The following is a 17,498-nucleotide window of genomic DNA, read 5'->3' as shown; positions in this document are numbered from 1 at the left end:
AGCCATGATCAAACTCTTCAATTAAATAGTTCGAAATTTATGAATCGTCGGTTGACACTCGTTAACGAGTGCCCACACAGATTGTCTTGTTATCAATTTTTAAAGAACAGGGCCGTTTCCGGCTTGCCCGAGCTGCGCTGTAGCGCTTGTCTCAAGCGGGATGCGTATCTTACTCTGCATCCTTTTTTTGTCAACCGAATTTTTTAATTTTTTCTAAAAACTTTCGGAGGACTTTAACGCTTCTGGTGAGGTGTTTTGTGTCTCTCCCGAAGCGAGGCGCGCATTCTACATCCGTGACGCTTTAGGTCAACCCCAAAACAAAAAAAACATAAAAAAAGCGACCCGCTCGGTCGCTTTTTGAACACTCTGTGCATTACACAATCAATTTAGCTGTTGGATGGCTCATGCGTGTCATTCTGGTTGCCAGATTTATCGCCTTTCTGGCTGTCAACTTTGGCACTTTTACTGTCGCCGATATCAAAATCGGCATCTTCTTCATGATCACCGACCACATCCTTTAATGTAACCTTATCCACCATGCGGAATGTATTGATTGGGCCCGCCAACGCGTAAAGAACAAAAACCAAAAACAACACCAGGGCAGGTTCAGTCGCTACCACCACAAATATCAACATGATGATCAACAAAGCAACGAATGGCACTTTGCCGTTCCAGTTCACCTCTTTAAAAGAGTTATATTTAAAGTTACTGACCATCAACAAGCCGGCTGCGGTAGTAACAAAAGCCACGATCACACCATAATCGTTGCCATTCATGCCATACTCGACACCCACCCAAACCAGACCGGATACCACTGCCGCAGCAGCTGGCGAAGCCAGGCCCTGGAAGAAGCGTTTATCGGCAATACCAACCTGGGTATTAAAACGTGCCAGCCTCAAAGCGGCGCCTGCGACATAAATGAACGCCGCCAGCCACCCCAGTTTGCCCAGCTCGCTTAGACCCCAGTTGTATGCAACCAATGCCGGTGCCATACCGAAGGACACCATATCGGCCATTGAATCGTATTCTGCACCGAACGCACTTTGAGTGTTTGTGATGCGTGCGACCCGGCCATCCAGACCGTCAAATACCATGGCAACAAAAACCGCTACCGCGGCTGCCTCAAAGTGGCCATTCATGGAAGAAACCACTGCGTAAAAACCGGAGAACAGGCCGGCTGTCGTCAGTAGGTTGGGGAGTAGGTATATCCCCTTGCGCTTGTTATCTGACATAGTTCCTCATTAACTGATTACTGCTTCCCCTATTATTTCATAACCACCCTTCATCTCATAGCCCTACAAATTATTAGGAATATTACCCGGGTGCTCACACTTGTCGGCCTGCATTGAATGAAAAAGGGCTGCCTGGTTCGGCAGCCCCTTCATTACTAAACGATACTCAGTTCGTCACCATCGGTGTCTATGCGTATGGTTGATTCTGGCATAATCTCCCCTGACAATAATTTTTGTGCCAGTGGATTTTCAATCTGGACCTGAATCGCCCGCTTCAGGGGCCGAGCACCAAACACCGGATCAAAACCGGCTTCAGCCAGTTTTTCCAGTGCGGATGCTGAAAGTTCCAGTTTATAGCCCTTATCAGCCAACCGATTGCGCAGAGAGGCCAGCTGGATTTTTGCAATCGCTTTAATTTGCTCTTTACCCAATGGGTGGAAAACCACAATATCATCTACCCGGTTAATAAACTCAGGGCGAAAATGTTGCCCGACTACGCCCATCACCCGGGCCTTCATTTCATTGTACTGGCTTTCCTGATGCTGATCCTGAATGATGTCAGACCCCAGGTTAGACGTCATAATCACCACGGTATTCTTAAAGTCTACCGTTCTGCCCTGGCCATCAGTAAGACGACCATCGTCCAGTACCTGCAGCAATATATTGAATACATCCGGGTGAGCCTTTTCCACTTCATCAAGCAGGATCACAGAATAAGGCTTGCGCCTGACCGCTTCAGTGAGATAACCACCTTCTTCGTAACCGACGTATCCGGGTGGTGCCCCCACCAGTCTGGCTACGGAGTGTTTTTCCATGAACTCGGACATATCAATGCGCACCATGGCCTCTTCGGTATCAAACATGAATCCGGCCAGGGCCTTGCACAGTTCCGTTTTACCCACCCCGGTAGGCCCCAAAAACAGGAATGAGCCTATCGGACGGTTCGGATCGGCAAGGCCAGCTCGTGAACGGCGAATGGCATTGGAAACCGTATTTACCGCTTCTTCCTGGCCTACAACTCGCTTGTGCAGCACATCCTCCATGCGCAGCAGTTTTTCTCGCTCACCTTCCAGCATTTTGGCGACCGGAATACCGGTCCAGCGCGAGAGCACTTCGGCAATTTCGGTGTCTGTTACCTTGTTCTTGAGCAGCAAAGTTTCCCGATTCTCAGATTCGGCGGCTTTTTCCAGCTTCATTTCCAGTTCTGGTATTTTACCGTACTGCAATTCCGACATGCGATTCAGATCGGAGGCCCGACGTGCTATCTCCAGGTCGAGTTTGGCCTGTTCCAGTTCGGACTTGATCGACTGAGTGCCCTGCATGGCATCTTTTTCTTCATGCCAGACCTTGTCCAGCTCGGCGTATTTGTTTTCCAGCTGTTCCCGCTCGAGCTCTATCATTTCCAGCCGCTTATGGCTGGCGTCATCGGTTTCCTTTGCCAGCGCCTGTTCTTCCAGTTTAAGTTGAATAATGCGCCGCTCAAGGCGGTCCATCTCTTCCGGCTTGGAGTCGATCTGCATGCGAATGCTGGAAGCGGCCTCGTCAATAAGATCGATGGCTTTGTCCGGAAGCTGACGATCACTAATATAACGGTGTGAAAGCGTGGCTGCGGCCACAATTGCCGGATCGGTAATGTCAACCGAATGATGCAATTCGTAGCGCTCTTTTAGTCCGCGCAATATTGCAATGGTGTCTTCGACACTGGGTTCATCAACCAGCACTTTCTGGAAACGACGCTCAAGGGCCGCATCCTTTTCAATATACTGTCGGTATTCATCAAGGGTGGTGGCGCCCACACAATGCAACTCACCTCTGGCCAGTGCAGGTTTAAGCATATTACCGGCATCCATGGCGCCATCGGATTTGCCCGCCCCAACCATGGTATGCAGCTCATCAATAAACAAGATCACCCGGCCTTCTTCTTTGGAGAGTTCATTGAGTACCGCTTTTAAACGCTCTTCAAATTCGCCCCGATATTTGGCCCCGGCAACCAAAGCTCCCATATCCAGCGACAGGACCCGTTTATTTTTCAACCCCTCCGGCACCTCGCCATTGATGATCCGTTGAGCAAGGCCTTCGACAATCGCTGTTTTACCCACCCCCGGTTCGCCAATCAATACAGGGTTGTTCTTGGTACGTCGCTGCAACACCTGCACTGTGCGGCGAATTTCCTCATCACGGCCAATGACCGGGTCCAGCTTGCCCTGCTCGGCTCGTTCGGTCAGGTCGGTGGTGAACTTCTCCAGTGCCTGGCGCACATCTTCGGCATTGGGGTCGGTAACCTTTTGCCCGCCGCGCATGTTATCAATGGCTTTTTCAATTTGCTCTTTACTGACATTCAACTGACGCAGAATGTCACCGAGACGTCCTTTGTCCTGAAGCGCGGCAAGTACAAAAATTTCCGAGGTGATGTATTCGTCTTTTCGCTGTTGAGCAATTTTGTCGCACAAATTGAGCAGCACGCCACTGTCTTTACCCAATTGCACATCTCCGCCAATACCCTCAACCCGGGGTAAGCGATCTACCGCTTCACTCAGCGCAGAGCGCAGTGCATTAACATTTACGTTAGCCTGATCCAACAACGGACGCACAGAGCCACCCTGCTGATTCAGCAAGGCGGTCATCAGATGGACTGGTTCAATAAACTGGTGATCGCGCCCCAATGCCAACGATTGAGCATCGGAAATTGCCAACTGGAACTTACTGGTAAATCTGTCTAAGCGCATGGATTCATTCCCCTGCAAATAACCCTGCATAATTTATGGGTTCAGTTACAAAAGGATTCAAGCCAACAGACTAAATTCTACACACATCTTTTTGATGTGAATCAAAGCATACCGATGACAGAGACCTGGCGGCCGGTTTGTGTCAGTCCCTGATGCTGGGCCCGGCGGTGAGAATAGAATTGCGTTTCGTTCGAATAGGTGCACAGATTGGATTGCACCACGTTAGAGATACCGCATTCCTGCAACTGAATTGCAGCGATTAATGGCAAATCAAGCCAGGCTTTGCCTTGGTCTGGATGCGAAACCAATGCATCAGGCCAGGCCTCAAACCGCCGGGCCAAATTCAGGGGGACTTCATAGCACCCTGCAGAGATTGCCGGACCGACCCAGGCCATCAGGTGTTCCGGCCTGGACTCCATTTGCCTCACCGTTGAAGCAATGATTTCAAGTTCCAGCCCCTTCCAGCCGGCATGCACCGCAGCAACCTCTGTACCTAGCGTATTACACAGAAGAACAGGAACGCAATCCGCAGTCATCACCGCACAAAAAAATTCGCTGCTGCGACTGATGGACGCATCAGCCCGGCGCTCAACTGCAGGAAAAGTAACACAGTGGTTACTGTGAACCTGCTCGAGCCAGACGATTTTATCTGAATGTGGCAGCCGCGCCCTGTTTGATAATACGTGGGCGGGGTTGTCCCCAACATGATCCCCCACATTCAGACTGTCATAAGGAGGCAGACTCCCCCCCCCGTTACGCATTGTGGTATAGGCAACCACATTATCGGGCGCGTTCCACTCAGGCCTTATCAAGGGTATCACTACAGGTCAAAATCCGGATTCTGGCGGGTATCTTCACGCACCTGCCCGATAAGATGGACCATGTCGTCAGGCAACGGTGCCTGCCAGGTCATCCATTCATCAGTTTCCGGATGAAACAGTGACAATTGCACGGCATGCAGAGCCTGACGATTAAAACCTCTCAGTGCTTCAACAAACTCCGGGGAAGCTCCTCTGGGTAGCCTGGGCCGACCACCGTAAACTGGGTCACCCACCAAAGGATGCTTGATGTAGGCCATATGTACCCGGATCTGGTGGGTACGCCCGGTTTCCAGTTTCAGTCTTAAATGGGTGTAAGCACGAAACTTCTCCATAACCCTGTAGTGAGTCACTGCCGGCTTGCCCGTTTCCCGTACAGCCATAAGGGTGCGCTTGGTAGCATGGCGTCCAATCGGGGCGTCCACCTCACCGCCTGCAACCATGGTTCCCATCACCAGCGCTTCGTATTCACGACTCATCACCCGGTTCTGCAACTGATCAACCAAATGGGTTTGCGCCGACAGGGTTTTAGCCACGACCATCAGCCCTGTGGTGTCTTTGTCCAGCCGGTGCACAATTCCAGCCCTGGGCACTGTATCAATGTTGGGAACATGGGCCAGCAAGGCGTTTAAAATGGTTCCGTCATGATTGCCTGCGCCGGGATGAACGACCAAATCCGCAGGTTTGTTGATGACCAGAATACTGTCGTCTTCGTAAACGATATCCAGAGCGATTTTTTGTGGCTGGCTGGATACCTGAACTTCGACGCGCGCTTCTATCTCTATTTGCTCGTCGCCAAACATCTTTTGCCGCGGAGTGGTGAGCACCGCCCCGTTTACGCTGACATTGCCATCCAGTATCCAGGTTTTTAATTTGGAACGTGAATACTCGGGGAACAAATCCGCTAAAACCTGATCTAACCTTTGCCCAAAATGGTGAGACCCCGTCACAGCGCTCAAGCTCACCTGGTTGTCCGATTGACTCATAACATCCGTCAGTTGTGGTAAAACCGCTATTATAACAAGCTTTATTCTGCTTCACTGTATTGTTTGGCAGTTTTGTATGGAGTTTACAACTTTGAGTGCGTTAGAATGGCAGGAATCTTAGTAATTCAACACGCATAACACAGAGTACGGTTAAGCAGGAAAACAAAAATTATTATGAAATCACTTCGTTTAATGATGCCACTGGTTGTCGGTATCATGGTCTCAGTGACCGGATGCAGTTCTTCCGATGAAGCAACTGAGCAGGCCGCCATGGTGAACATGGGTGAACAGGCCCTCTATGCAAAGGCCAAAGCCAATATAGAAAACGGCAATTTCAGCGCCGCCGCACAAACTCTGAGCGCCCTGGACTCTCGCTACCCTTTCGGGCCACTTTCTCATCAGATCCAACTGGACCTGATTTACAGTTACTATAAATCCGGTAAAACCCAGGAAACCCTGGCAACCATCGATCGCTTCCTTCGGCTAAACCCGAATCATTCCGATGTGGACTACGCCATGTTCATGCGTGGCCTTACCAACATGGAAGCCGACAATAATATGTTCCAGGAGTTGCTAAGTATTGACCGGGCCGACCGTGATCCGGCGAAATCCCGGGAAGCATTTGAAGATTTCAGAAAACTGATTGAGCAATACCCCAACAGCAAGTATTCCGCCGATGCACGCAAGCGAATGCTGTATATCAAGAACCGGCTGGCGAGATATGAAGTTGCCATCGCGAGATTTTACATGCGCCGTCAGGCATACGTAGCGGCTGCCAACCGTGGCCGTTATGTGGTTGAGCATTATCCGGATTCAGACCAGGTCCAGCAGGCCCTTGAGATTATGGTTGCCAGCTATGACCAACTCGGGCTTGAAGAACTGAAGCAAAATGCAATAAAAACGCTGAAGCTGAATTACCCGGACAGCGACTTTATCGGTTAAAACTCAAAAAAGCTCCTTCGGGAGCTTTTTCATTGGTGAATCGTCTTGCCTTACGCCTATCTGAAAAACAAATGGCTGAAAGGATTTAGCAGACGAGCCAAACCGGACGTAAAATGCAACGGCTGATCCAATACACTGAACACCAGGCAACCTTCTGCAAATTCCGTTTTTGGTGCATGGGTGTGCTCTGAATCAAGGTAGATGAAATCACCAGTGTCATAGTCGTTCAGACCATCACTGAATTTTCCATCCAGTACCAGTGTGAACTCTGTCCCCCGGTGCGTGTGCTCAGGCACACTGCCCCCTTTTGCCATGTAGATAAAATTGGCTACCCCGTGGCATCCCAAATCAACAGGCGCCTGCCACAAGCGCCCGACAAGACTGGTCCAGTTACCGGTTTTTCCGGCCAGATTTTGTAAGGTTCGGGGCAAACGAAAAGATTTTCCATCCAGTTCTAACGAGGTTTTGGACGGTGGTTTGAAAAGCACCTCGCCAGACTCGAAAGCGGGTGCTGCTGGAAGTTGGGTGATACGCGCGAACATCGCATCGAAATCCGGCCCTGCCTGCACGACATCGGTACCGAACGCAGTTTCAGCCTGGTCCGCAGTCTCAGAATCCACAACACGACGACAGTGATCACACATGTCGCAATGCGCTGCAATGAGAATGGACTCAGAATAAGACAGGTTGCCCTCAACGAACTTAACCAGTTGTTCAAGGCGTGGATGACACCTAATCATGCAATCACAACATACTCTTCAGTCGCTGCAAGGCCAGGCGAGTTCTCGACTTCACGGTTCCTAACGGAATGTCCAGTTCATCGGCAACTTCCTGCTGCGATTTACCGTCTATGTATATCGCTTCAATTACAGCCTTTTGCTTACGGGGAAGTGAATCAAACAAAAACCCCACCTGCTCGAGTGTAATTTGCTCGTCCAGCGAGGTTTCATTAACGTCAGCGGTTTGCTCGCACAATACCGGCCATAAATCTTCTGAGCAAATTTCTTCCTTTCTGTTCTGGAGTTTCCTCAACATATCAAACCGAATATTTCGGGCTATCGTAAATATCCAGGTGGAGGGAGATCCTTTTTCAGAATTAAACAGATGGGCTTTCTGCCACACATTCGACATGGTGTCCTGAACCAGTTCCATGGCGAGCGCTTCGTTACCCATCTGCTTGAGCGCGTAAGAGCGAAGTCTGGGAGCAAAATAACCAAACACTATTGCGAACGACACCTTACACCGCTTTTCGGCAACGGCGACGATGTGTTCTGCCATTTCCGCTGCACATTCTTTAGGTTTTACGACGTTATTACTTTGTTGTGATGGAATTCCAACTAACATAAGTTTTGTCCGCGTTTTTCTTTGCTGTATAAATATGGGCTACGAGCCAAACTGGAAACAGGATCACTGCGAGAGAAAATTCCGCTTTTCCAACACCCAAAGTCGCTATGGTTGTCACTGCACCAATGCTGTTAGATAGTTTAGCAGTTTCCTGCAATCCTTTTGGACTAAAAAATGCTGCTTTTGTTTCGCATCAACCGGCAACAATTCCAGCCAGCGGTGAATTACCCAAATAGGATCGTCGAACGCGGGGTTGTCATACATCGCCGCCAACTCATCATAACGGTCAAAAATTTCTTTCAGACGCTGATCCATTGGTGCAAGCTGCTCAGGGGTGATATCACAGGTCCAGGGTTCCAAAGCCCTGCACTCTCCGACTCGTAATCCATCGGCTTCAGTTCGGATATTCCTGACCTCAACAGCATACAGACCCGCTACCCTGATACCCAGCAAACCATCGTCCAGCAAATCAAAATCCACCACCTGGGCATAGGTTCCAATGGGATAAATATGTTCATTACTGGTTTTATCACCATTGGCATTGAGCATGCACAGAACGAATCCTGTATTGTTGGCACAGGAATCCTTGACCATACGGACATACCGCGGTTCGAATATGCGCAACGCCATTCTCCCCCCCGGCAACAGATGTGCCGACAACGGGAACAGAGGCAAATACTCTGGCTTCATAATATTCCCAATTCTTTTTAGGCTGACTACGCAACGGCGCAGGATTTGGATCCCAAAACGGTCTCAGTCATCATTACAAGTTTGTAATACTATGATCCGCAGTCACTTTTCTGTTGTAATGGATTCAGAACCAACCATCGGGCCGACCAATGACTATTACTGAACGATTCAGCGCAATGTACCGCGACTTTACCAATTTGGATCTGAATGAACTGAAGACGATTTATTCACCCAAAATTGAATTCATCGACCCGATAGCTCACCACCATGGCCTGAGCGCGTTAGAAGAGTATTTCGCCAACATGGTAACCATGACGGATTACTGCAAATTCGATATTCACGCTGTAACTGCATGCCAGCCCAATGAGGACAATTTCAGTTACATCATCAACTGGACCATGCACGCTCGCCCGGCATCCCTCAAAAAGCACATTGAACTGCCCGGCATATCACAATTAAAAGTCGATAGTTCAGGTATTTATTATCATCGGGACTATTATGATGTGGGTCAAATGGTTTATGAGCACATTCCGGTGGTGGGGTGGCTGGTCAAAAAGATAAAAGGCAGATTGCAGTCATGAAAACTATCCTGATTACCGGAGCGACATCCGGTATTGGCCAAGCGCTGACACTGCACGCTGCAGCTAAAGGCCACCAAGTTATCGCCTGTGGGAGAAATGCAAAGGCGCTGGAACAGCTGGCAAAGACAGATAATGTGACCACCTGCCAGTTCGACGTTTCAGACCGTCAGGCCACTATCACTGCCATTAACGCATTGGATCACAGCTACATTGACATCGCGGTGCTAAATGCTGGAACCTGTGAGTATGTGGACATAGACAATTTTGATTCAGCCATGTTCCGTCGGGTTTTTGAGGCCAATTTTTTTGGCGTTGTTTATTGCGTTGAAGCATTGTTGCCCAAGCTGACCAGAGGCTGTCAGATTGCAGTAGTCGACAGCATGGCCCGCCTGCTTCCGTTCAGTCGAACCCAGGCTTACGGTGCCAGTAAAGCAGCAGTGCACTATTTTGCCAAAAGCCTGGAGGTCGATTTAGCCACCAGGGGTATTCGGGTTCAAACCGTATCCCCGGGGTTTGTAGAAACCCCACTAACAGATAAAAACGATTTTAAAATGCCCGCCCGAATTTCCGCCGAGCGGGCTGCAGAAGATATGCTGAACGGTTTGCTCAGTAAACACAGCAGCATTTACTTTCCAACCCTGTTTGGTTGGATGCTCAGGCTGCTCAATCAATTGCCAGCGAAATTGCAAAGCCATATATCCAGGGCCTTGCGCAAGCAACAGTAAGTCATCAGGAATACGTGAATGAAGCAACGAATTGCGATTATAGGGTCAGGGATATCAGGATTGACCTGTGGTTATCTTCTCAGTCAGCGTTACGACATTACGTTGTTTGAAGCCAACGACTACCTGGGTGGACACACCGCCACAAAAATCGTCAACATTGAAGGAACCCGATACCCGATTGACACCGGTTTTATAGTCTTTAATGACTGGACCTATCCAAATTTCATTGCCCTGATGGACAGGCTGAATATTGAACGTCAGGCAACCGAAATGAGCTTTTCCGTGCACAGTACCAAAGCAAATCTGGAGTACAACGGGAATACTCTGAATTCATTGTTTGCGCAGCGGAGAAACCTGCTGCGCCCCAGGTTCTGGCGCGTTGTAAGAGACATAGTCCGGTTCAATGCCTTATGTAAAACAACCATCAGTCAGCGTAACGAACCTGCCGATTCGGTAACGCTGGAAGAATTCGTCACACGCCACAAACTGTCTGCTGACTTCTGTCGCTATTATCTCTATCCAATGTGCGCGGCAATCTGGTCGTCAAGCCTGGAACAGGTTAAACACTTCCCTCTACGATTTTTCCTCAAGTTCTTTAACAACCACGGATTGCTGAACATTACCAATCGCCCTCAATGGTATACATTGAAAGGGGGTTCCCATAGCTACATAGAACCGATGACAGCTCCCTTTCACCGCGGCATACGCCTGAATACCCGGGTCACCGATGTGCAGCCACTGGAAAGGGGAGTCAGTGTGACTGATTCAACCGGCAGGCAGGACACCTACGACCACGTAATATTTGCCTGTCACAGTGACCAGGCACTCAAATGTCTGGCTAAACCGACACCTGAACAAAAAGCTATCCTGGGAGCAATCCCCTATGCGTCAAACGAGGTGATCCTGCACACCGACATCAATCAGTTGCCCCAACGACGCCTGGCCTGGGCGAGTTGGAATTATAGACTCAAGGAAACCCAGGAAGAGCAAACGGCACCCGCATCCGTCACCTATAATATGAATATTCTGCAGAAAATCAGCGCGCCGGTGACTTTCTGCGTAACTCTGAACAATTCGGAAGAGATCGACCAGAGCAAAATTCTTGGGCGGTATCGCTATGCGCACCCCCAGTTCAGCCTGCAGATGGTCAGTGCCCAGCAACAGCGCCAGCAAATATGTGGTGCGAACAACCTGCATTTTTGTGGCGCCTACTGGTACAACGGCTTCCACGAGGATGGGGTGCGCAGCGCACTGGATGTATGTGAGCGATTTGGAGTAACACTCTAATGGACAGCGCCATATATTGCGGCCAGGTATTCCACGCCCGCCACAAACCGGTTAAACACAGTTTTCGCTACAATATTTACCTGATGTGGCTGAACCTCGATGAAATCAGCCACGTGTCTGACAAGGTCCGCTATTTTTCAACTTCTGGATTTTCCCCACTCAGATTTCGGCGCCGTGACTATGTGGGTGCGCCCGATGACAGCCTGAAGCAGTCGGTCCTCAAAAAAATCTCTGAACTGGCCGGTCACACGCATCAGGGGGAGGTTTTTCTGTTGGGGCAGGTTCGCTGCTTCGGCCTCTATTTCAGCCCGGTGAACTTCTACTTTTTGCGTGGAACAGATGGCAAATTCAGCCACATGCTGGCCGAAGTCAGCAATACCCCCTGGAATGAGAGGCACTATTATCTGGTGGATTTGAAAGACCAGCAGGATACAGCCAAAGCATTTCACGTTTCGCCATTTAACCCCATGGACATGACCTACAAATGGCAGATATCGCAACCGGATGAAACGCTTTCTCTGATAATGAATTGTGAACAGAAACAACGGGTATTCAGTGCCGGGCTAACCATGAAGAAAATGCCACTGACCTCAGAAAATGTGCGCAGTTTGCTATTCAAAATACCCAGCATGACGATTAAAACCCTCGCGGGAATTTACTGGCAGGCTTTGAAGCTCTGGTTAAAACGTGCACCGGTTTACCCCCATCCTATGGACAGTCAGGAACAAAAATAATGCCTCATGCAGAAATAGTATCTTCCCCTCAATCTGAAGCGACGCTCTCAGACAAGCTGTGTCGAAGTGCGCTGTTTAACGTTCTGACCCACCTCTCCTATGGTCATCTTGAAATTATGGAAGGTGGGCATACAGTTGCACAGTTCGGTAACCCCGCCTCATCACTTAAAGCCAAGGTCAATGTAAATTCGGCAAAGGCCTATCGCCCGCTGTTGCTGGGTGGCAGCATTGGTGCTGGTGAGTCCTATATGGAAGGGCTGTGGGAAACACCGGATTTAACCTCTGTGATTCGAATTTTTGCACGAAATTTGAGTGCACTGGATAAGTGGGAAGCCAAATTCAGGTGGCTGACTCTGCCTGTTTTAAAGTGGCAGCACTTTCGCCGCCGTAATACCCACGAACAGGCCAAACGTAATATTGAGGCCCACTACGACCTGGGTAACCGCCTGTACAGCCATTTTCTCGACCGCAGCATGATGTATTCGAGCGCCATTTATCCGGATACCACAACATCTCTGAGCGAAGCCCAACAGCATAAACTCAGGGTAATCTGCGATAAACTGCAGCTCACATCTGACGATCATCTTCTGGAAATCGGTACCGGTTGGGGCGGGCTGGCAGTCTTTGCGGCCAGGCACTACGGTTGTCAGGTAACCACAACCACAATATCGGAAGAGCAATACAGTTACGCCCTTGACTGGGTGAACAAGGAGAACCTGCAGGACAGGATAACCCTGCTGAAGCAGGATTACCGTCAGCTCAGCGGGCAATACTCAAAACTGGTTTCCATAGAAATGATAGAGGCAGTAGGCAAAGATTATCTGGGCAACTTCGTTGAAAAATGCGCCTCTTTGCTGGCAAACAACGGGTTAATGCTGTTGCAGTCCATCACCATTGATGACCGCCGTTACGATAACTACGCAAGCAGCGTCGACTTCATCCAGAAGTACATTTTCCCCGGAGGCTTTTTACCATCATTACATGTACTTGCAGAACATGTGAAACGCTTCAGCGATATGACCATTCGCGACATCCAGGACATTGGGCTGGACTATGCCCGTACACTTAATGACTGGTACCAGGCTTTTGCCCGCTCGCAGGACGTTCTGGCTGAACAGGGGTACGATGAACGATTTCAGCGCATGTGGGTCTACTACCTGAAATACTGCGAAGGCGGCTTTTTGGAACGCACCATAAGTACAGTGCAGATGCTGCTGACCAAGCCGCATTACCGTGATGTTCTGAATCGGACAGGTTAAGCCCTTTTACCTGAATTCACGCCGGCTCTACCGCCAATTTCTGGTGTTTTTTTATGGCGTTAAACGTGCAATTAGCTTTAAAATGGCGTGTTAATATTCACCCTGAAGAGCAATTAATGTGAAAGGCAATGCAACTGTAACTTTATCAGTGATAGTACTGGTGGTTGCAGCTGGCTTAACCGGCTTCGCCAGTGCGAAGAATGAAAATGAAAAGATAAGCATTGTCACAGAACACTTGCCCCCTTTTCAGGTTGTTCAGGATAACCGCGTGGTTACCGGAATGGCCCATCAGGTTGTTCAGGCCATGCTGGGCAAACTGGATTATTCATTTGAGGTACGGGTCTATCCTTGGGCCCGTGCATACCAAAGAGCACTGACAGAAAAAAACACCCTTATCTATTCCATCGCCAGAACACAGGGCAGGGAAAACCTGTTCAGGTGGGTCGGGGAAGTCTATCGTCAGCAGGATTACCTCTGGTGTCTGAACGCCAATAACAACATCCGGATTGAATCGCTCGATGATGCCAAGCGCTACCTCATTGCGGTGCCCCGCAACGACAATCAGTACCAGTTCCTGACAAAAAATGGCTTTACGTCTCCAAACAATCTGTATCTGGTTACTGACTGGGAACAGGCCATAGGCATGCTGAGAAGTGAACGGGTTGACATGATAATGGGAACCACCCTGTCGCTGGCCTACTTTGCAGAAGATGCGGGTTTGAAGCTGGAAGACTTTAAACCCTGCCTACGAATAGATTCCCAGAGAGACGCTATGTTCATTGCGTTCAGCCAGCAAACTCCAGACAGGGTGTTTAACGACTTCAAGCAGGCGTATCAGACCCTTGTCGAAAACGGCACACTGCATTCCATTCAGAAGCGATGGGAAAATCCGCCGCCAAAACAGTAACAAAATACTCGCAATCAGCTGTAGTGTTTTGAGTAAGCATAAAAACGCCCAAAAACGGGCGTTAATCCAGACAATCAGGAAACTGGCTCGACGACTGAAATCGGTTTGGAAAGCATAGGTTTACCCTGATTGATGTTAATTTCAACCCGGCGATTTCTGGCCCGCTGATCGGCATTCTTGGCATCGGCGACAACCGGATCGGTATTGGCTTTGCCAACCACTGACATCCGGGATTCTTCAAAACCTGGAGCACGGCGCAGCTCTTCTGCTACCGCCACGGCCCGCTGGGCAGAAAGGTCCCAGTTGGAGCGATACAACTCATTAGATATATGCTGCCCGTCACTGTGACCGGAAATTTCTATTTCACCAGGAACGTCCGCCAGTAAGGTACCAATTTTTTTGAGGATTGGTTTGAACTGGGGCTGCAAAAATGCCGATCCCGCCGAAAACGAACCATTCTCTCGAATCCGAATGGTTATCTGCTGACCAAGAGATTCCATTTCAATGGCACCGTCCAGAATTTCCTTTTGCAGCTGTTGCGCCACTTTCTTCATCATCTCACTGACGTCTTCGTTGTCCTGGCTTTTCTGTGCGGAGGAAGTCTGCTCCATGGCCGTTTGCTGCGACTGTCCGCCACGCTGGGTTCCCCGCTGCTTCTGCCGGCCTCCTGCAGAGTCTTCTTCACCGGACTGAAACTCCAGCATCTGCTGGGTCATTTCTATGGTCTGTTGCTGAATGGTTTCAATCGGAGACGGGTCCGGCCGGCCGGGCCGAAATTCCATGGCAATGACACTGGTGCCTTTAGGGATATCCTTTACCTCAATTTTATTCTGCACTCCGAACGCAAACTTCATGGAGCCGGCTATCTGCTTAAACTTAAGTACGTCCATTTCAGAAAACGCCAGCAACAGTACAAAGAAGCACATCAGCAACGACATCAAATCAGCAAAGGTCCCCATCCAACCTGGCAACCCGGGAGGTGGGCATTTAGGGCAGTCGTCTTGATCAGCCATACTGCTTACTCGTCGTCACCAGGGTTGCGCTTACTGGCAGCGAGGTAATTTTTCAGCATTCCCTCGATCACTCTGGGGTTCTGCCCATCGGCAATACCAATGATGCCATCCAAAATCAGTTTCTGATTAAGGCGCTCCTCCTGCGCACGATTGCCCAGCTTTACCGCAATTGGAATGCAAATAACGTTGGCAAGAAATGCCCCATATAAGGTTGTCAGCAGTGCTACCGCCATTGCTGGCCCGATGGCTTTAGGGTCATCCATGTTCGACAGCATGGCAACCAAACCAATTAGCGTACCAATCATGCCCATTGCCGGAGCGATGTCACCCAGACTTTTAAATATTGTGGCACCGAAATCGTGTCGCTCACTGGTCATGGCAATGTCTTTGGCCAGGGTTTCGCGAACCACCTCGATGTCATGGCCGTCAACCAGCATATCGACCCCTTTTTGCATAAAAGGGTTATCAATTTCCTGTTCTTCCAGTGCCAAAAAACCGCCTTTACGGGCCGCATCCGCCATCTCGACAACGCGCTCAATAAGGTCTTCCGGCGTGTCAATTTTGAACATGAAGGCTTTTCCGGCAATCTTCCCGGCACCGAAGAATTGTCCAAGGGTAAACTGGGAAAGCACTACAAACAGGCTGCCACCGAACACGATGAGAATGGATGGCACATTCAAAAACATGTTCACTTCGCCGCCACTGACCATAGCCATTACGACAAAACCAATAGCACCCAAAATACCTATGACGGTTGCTAAATCCACCTGCTGTACCTCACTTCGCAACTACGCTGCTGGCAACACGCCACTGGGGCGAGTTATGGATAAAAATTAAACAGTTATGACACCAATCTACTTTGTGCCTGCTATTCTATCGGCAATTTTCAGGATTTCTATAACCAAAATTGTCCTCACGTATACGACAACGGGCATACAGGACAAACCATTTGACCCTGCGCCGCCCCTCAGTTAATGTGCGCTTTAATGCAATCAACACATAAATGCAGCGTTATTGTGAGCAAATCAGCACCTTCAACCCCAACATTTGAGCAAACGTTGAGCGAACTGGAGTCCATCGTTAATGAAATGGAACAGGGGGAATTACCTCTGAACGAGGCTTTGGAAAAATTTGAGCGTGGTGTAAAGCTTTCCCGCCTTGGCCAGCAAGCGCTGGATCAGGCAGAACAGAAAGTGAAAATTTTACTGAGTGAGCAAGGTCAGGAAACCTTGCAGGAATTCAAATCCGAAGACTCAGAGTAAAACCCTTCCCGTTCCAAGTATGAAAGCCGGGTCAGACCGGCCCTAATCTGTCGACTTTTCAACAGGCACTATTATGAATTTCAGAGATCTTCACCAGCAGGTCAAGCAGCATACCGATGACAGCCTGCTGAATCTGATTGATCTGCTGCCCGAACACGCTCCAAGACTGAAAATGGCAATGCAACACGCTCTGCTGGCCGGAGGCAAGAGAATGCGCCCTCTGCTGGTACACCTGGTTGGTAATACCCTGGATATTCCAAGGTCTGATCAACTGACCATCAGCATGGCTATTGAATGTATTCACGCGTACTCGCTGGTGCACGATGATTTGCCTGCCATGGATAATGATGATCTTCGCCGCGGGAAACCTACCTGCCACATTGCCTTCGATGAAGCCACAGCCATTCTGGCTGGTGATGCACTGCAAACCCTGGCCTTTACCATACTGGCCGACCACCCTATGAGCAGCTGCGGCAACAGTAAGCGTGCCCAGTTGATTTCAATTCTGGCAAAGGCCGCTGGATACCTGGGTATGTGTGGCGGGCAGGCGATTGATCTTGCCTCCACCGGCAAGACCATTTCACTGACCGAACTGACCCGCTTACATCAGCTCAAGACCGGCGCATTGCTGTGCGCATGTGTAGAAATGATCACCCTGGTCAGTGACAGCCTTGCTCCCCAGCACCGCGAGCAACTGATTGAATACGCACGTCTGATTGGCCTTGCGTTTCAGGTGCAGGACGACATTCTGGATGTTGAGGGCGACGCCACCCAAATAGGCAAACCGCAGGGCTCTGATATTGAGCTGGGTAAAAACACCTTTCCGCAGCTACTGGGTATGGCACCTGCAAAGCAGGAATTAGCCAATCTGCATGCGCAAGCGCTTCAAGCTTTGCACACTTTACCCTACAATACCGACTACTTAGCAGCGTTCACTGACCTGATGGTCAAACGGGACCACTGAAGCAGGCCGTGACAGGCGAATTTAAGAA

18 protein-coding genes are annotated in these 17,498 nt (G+C 49.6%); 9 read left to right on the top strand and 9 right to left on the bottom strand.

Features of this window, described 5'->3' with window-relative positions:
• Positions 1-386 precede the first annotated feature (386 nt).
• The 4 genes from pssA to rluD form a co-directional block, all read right to left on the bottom strand.
• Complete coding sequence (pssA, locus tag DXV75_RS02860; RefSeq protein ID WP_115591693.1) at positions 387-1,232, bottom strand: CDP-diacylglycerol--serine O-phosphatidyltransferase; 846 nt, start codon at positions 1,230-1,232, stop codon at positions 387-389.
• Positions 1,233-1,387: 155 nt separating this feature from the next.
• Entirely contained in the window at positions 1,388-3,958 is a 2,571-nt protein-coding gene (gene clpB, locus DXV75_RS02855) for an ATP-dependent chaperone ClpB (RefSeq protein ID WP_115591692.1), read from the bottom strand.
• Between the two features lie 101 nt (positions 3,959-4,059).
• A complete protein-coding gene (pgeF, locus tag DXV75_RS02850) occupies positions 4,060-4,779 on the bottom strand; it encodes a peptidoglycan editing factor PgeF (protein ID WP_245953091.1) in 720 nt (239 codons plus the stop codon).
• Entirely contained in the window at positions 4,779-5,762 is a 984-nt protein-coding gene (gene rluD / locus DXV75_RS02845; RefSeq protein ID WP_115591690.1) for a 23S rRNA pseudouridine(1911/1915/1917) synthase RluD, read from the bottom strand. The genes pgeF and rluD overlap by 1 nt, the downstream gene beginning before the upstream one ends.
• Positions 5,763-5,936: 174 nt before the next feature.
• On the opposite strand from rluD, the gene DXV75_RS02840 reads away from it, so the two are divergent.
• Positions 5,937-6,704 carry an outer membrane protein assembly factor BamD gene (locus DXV75_RS02840; protein WP_115591689.1) on the top strand — a complete coding sequence of 256 codons (768 nt, stop codon included), beginning with the start codon at positions 5,937-5,939 and terminating at the stop codon, positions 6,702-6,704.
• A gap of 56 nt (positions 6,705-6,760) precedes the next feature.
• Here DXV75_RS02840 and DXV75_RS02835 read toward each other — a convergent pair whose 3' ends face one another.
• The 3 genes from DXV75_RS02835 to DXV75_RS02825 all read right to left on the bottom strand — a co-directional run bounded on the left by DXV75_RS02835 (position 6,761) and on the right by DXV75_RS02825 (position 8,738).
• Positions 6,761-7,444 (bottom strand): ChrR family anti-sigma-E factor, encoded by a 684-nt coding sequence (locus DXV75_RS02835; protein WP_115591688.1) that lies wholly within the window; start codon positions 7,442-7,444, stop codon positions 6,761-6,763.
• A 4-nt stretch (positions 7,445-7,448) separates the two neighbouring features.
• Positions 7,449-8,048 carry a sigma-70 family RNA polymerase sigma factor gene (locus tag DXV75_RS02830; protein ID WP_115591687.1) on the bottom strand — a complete coding sequence of 200 codons (600 nt, stop codon included), beginning with the start codon at positions 8,046-8,048 and terminating at the stop codon, positions 7,449-7,451.
• A 114-nt stretch (positions 8,049-8,162) separates the two neighbouring features.
• A complete protein-coding gene (locus DXV75_RS02825; protein ID WP_115591686.1) occupies positions 8,163-8,738 on the bottom strand; it encodes an LON peptidase substrate-binding domain-containing protein in 576 nt (191 codons plus the stop codon).
• Between the two features lie 149 nt (positions 8,739-8,887).
• On the opposite strand from DXV75_RS02825, the gene DXV75_RS02820 reads away from it, so the two are divergent.
• The 6 genes from DXV75_RS02820 (at position 8,888) to DXV75_RS02795 (ending at position 14,231) form a co-directional block, all read left to right on the top strand.
• Entirely contained in the window at positions 8,888-9,319 is a 432-nt protein-coding gene (locus tag DXV75_RS02820; RefSeq protein WP_115591685.1) for a nuclear transport factor 2 family protein, read from the top strand.
• A complete protein-coding gene (locus DXV75_RS02815; protein WP_115591684.1) occupies positions 9,316-10,044 on the top strand; it encodes an SDR family NAD(P)-dependent oxidoreductase in 729 nt (242 codons plus the stop codon). The genes DXV75_RS02820 and DXV75_RS02815 overlap by 4 nt, the downstream gene beginning before the upstream one ends.
• 18 nt (positions 10,045-10,062) lie before the next feature.
• Positions 10,063-11,331, top strand: coding sequence for an NAD(P)/FAD-dependent oxidoreductase (locus DXV75_RS02810; RefSeq protein WP_115591683.1), 1,269 nt, complete (start codon positions 10,063-10,065; stop codon positions 11,329-11,331).
• A complete protein-coding gene (locus DXV75_RS02805; RefSeq protein WP_115591682.1) occupies positions 11,331-12,065 on the top strand; it encodes a DUF1365 domain-containing protein in 735 nt (244 codons plus the stop codon). Before DXV75_RS02810 ends, DXV75_RS02805 begins: the two co-directional genes overlap by 1 nt.
• Positions 12,065-13,324: an SAM-dependent methyltransferase gene (locus tag DXV75_RS02800; protein WP_115591681.1), complete on the top strand. Its 1,260-nt coding sequence runs from the start codon at positions 12,065-12,067 to the stop codon at positions 13,322-13,324. The genes DXV75_RS02805 and DXV75_RS02800 overlap by 1 nt, the downstream gene beginning before the upstream one ends.
• Before the next feature lie 118 nt (positions 13,325-13,442).
• Entirely contained in the window at positions 13,443-14,231 is a 789-nt protein-coding gene (locus DXV75_RS02795) for a substrate-binding periplasmic protein (protein ID WP_181898333.1), read from the top strand.
• A 74-nt stretch (positions 14,232-14,305) separates the two neighbouring features.
• Here DXV75_RS02795 and DXV75_RS02790 read toward each other — a convergent pair whose 3' ends face one another.
• Positions 14,306-15,244: a flagellar motor protein MotB gene (locus DXV75_RS02790; RefSeq protein WP_115591679.1), complete on the bottom strand. Its 939-nt coding sequence runs from the start codon at positions 15,242-15,244 to the stop codon at positions 14,306-14,308.
• Between the two features lie 5 nt (positions 15,245-15,249).
• Entirely contained in the window at positions 15,250-16,011 is a 762-nt protein-coding gene (gene pomA, locus DXV75_RS02785; protein WP_115591771.1) for a flagellar motor protein PomA, read from the bottom strand.
• A 249-nt stretch (positions 16,012-16,260) separates the two neighbouring features.
• Between pomA and xseB the strand changes: the two genes are divergently transcribed.
• Entirely contained in the window at positions 16,261-16,506 is a 246-nt protein-coding gene (gene xseB / locus DXV75_RS02780; RefSeq protein WP_115591678.1) for an exodeoxyribonuclease VII small subunit, read from the top strand.
• A gap of 73 nt (positions 16,507-16,579) precedes the next feature.
• Entirely contained in the window at positions 16,580-17,470 is an 891-nt protein-coding gene (locus tag DXV75_RS02775) for a farnesyl diphosphate synthase (RefSeq protein WP_115591677.1), read from the top strand.
• Positions 17,471-17,498 lie beyond the last annotated feature (28 nt).

This window comes from Alteromonas aestuariivivens, from assembly GCF_003367475.1.
In the GTDB taxonomy this organism is placed as follows: Bacteria; Pseudomonadota; Gammaproteobacteria; order Enterobacterales; family Alteromonadaceae; genus Alteromonas; species Alteromonas aestuariivivens.
Note: the sequence above shows the minus strand (reverse complement) of the source record. Positions and strands in the feature narration are given on the sequence as shown.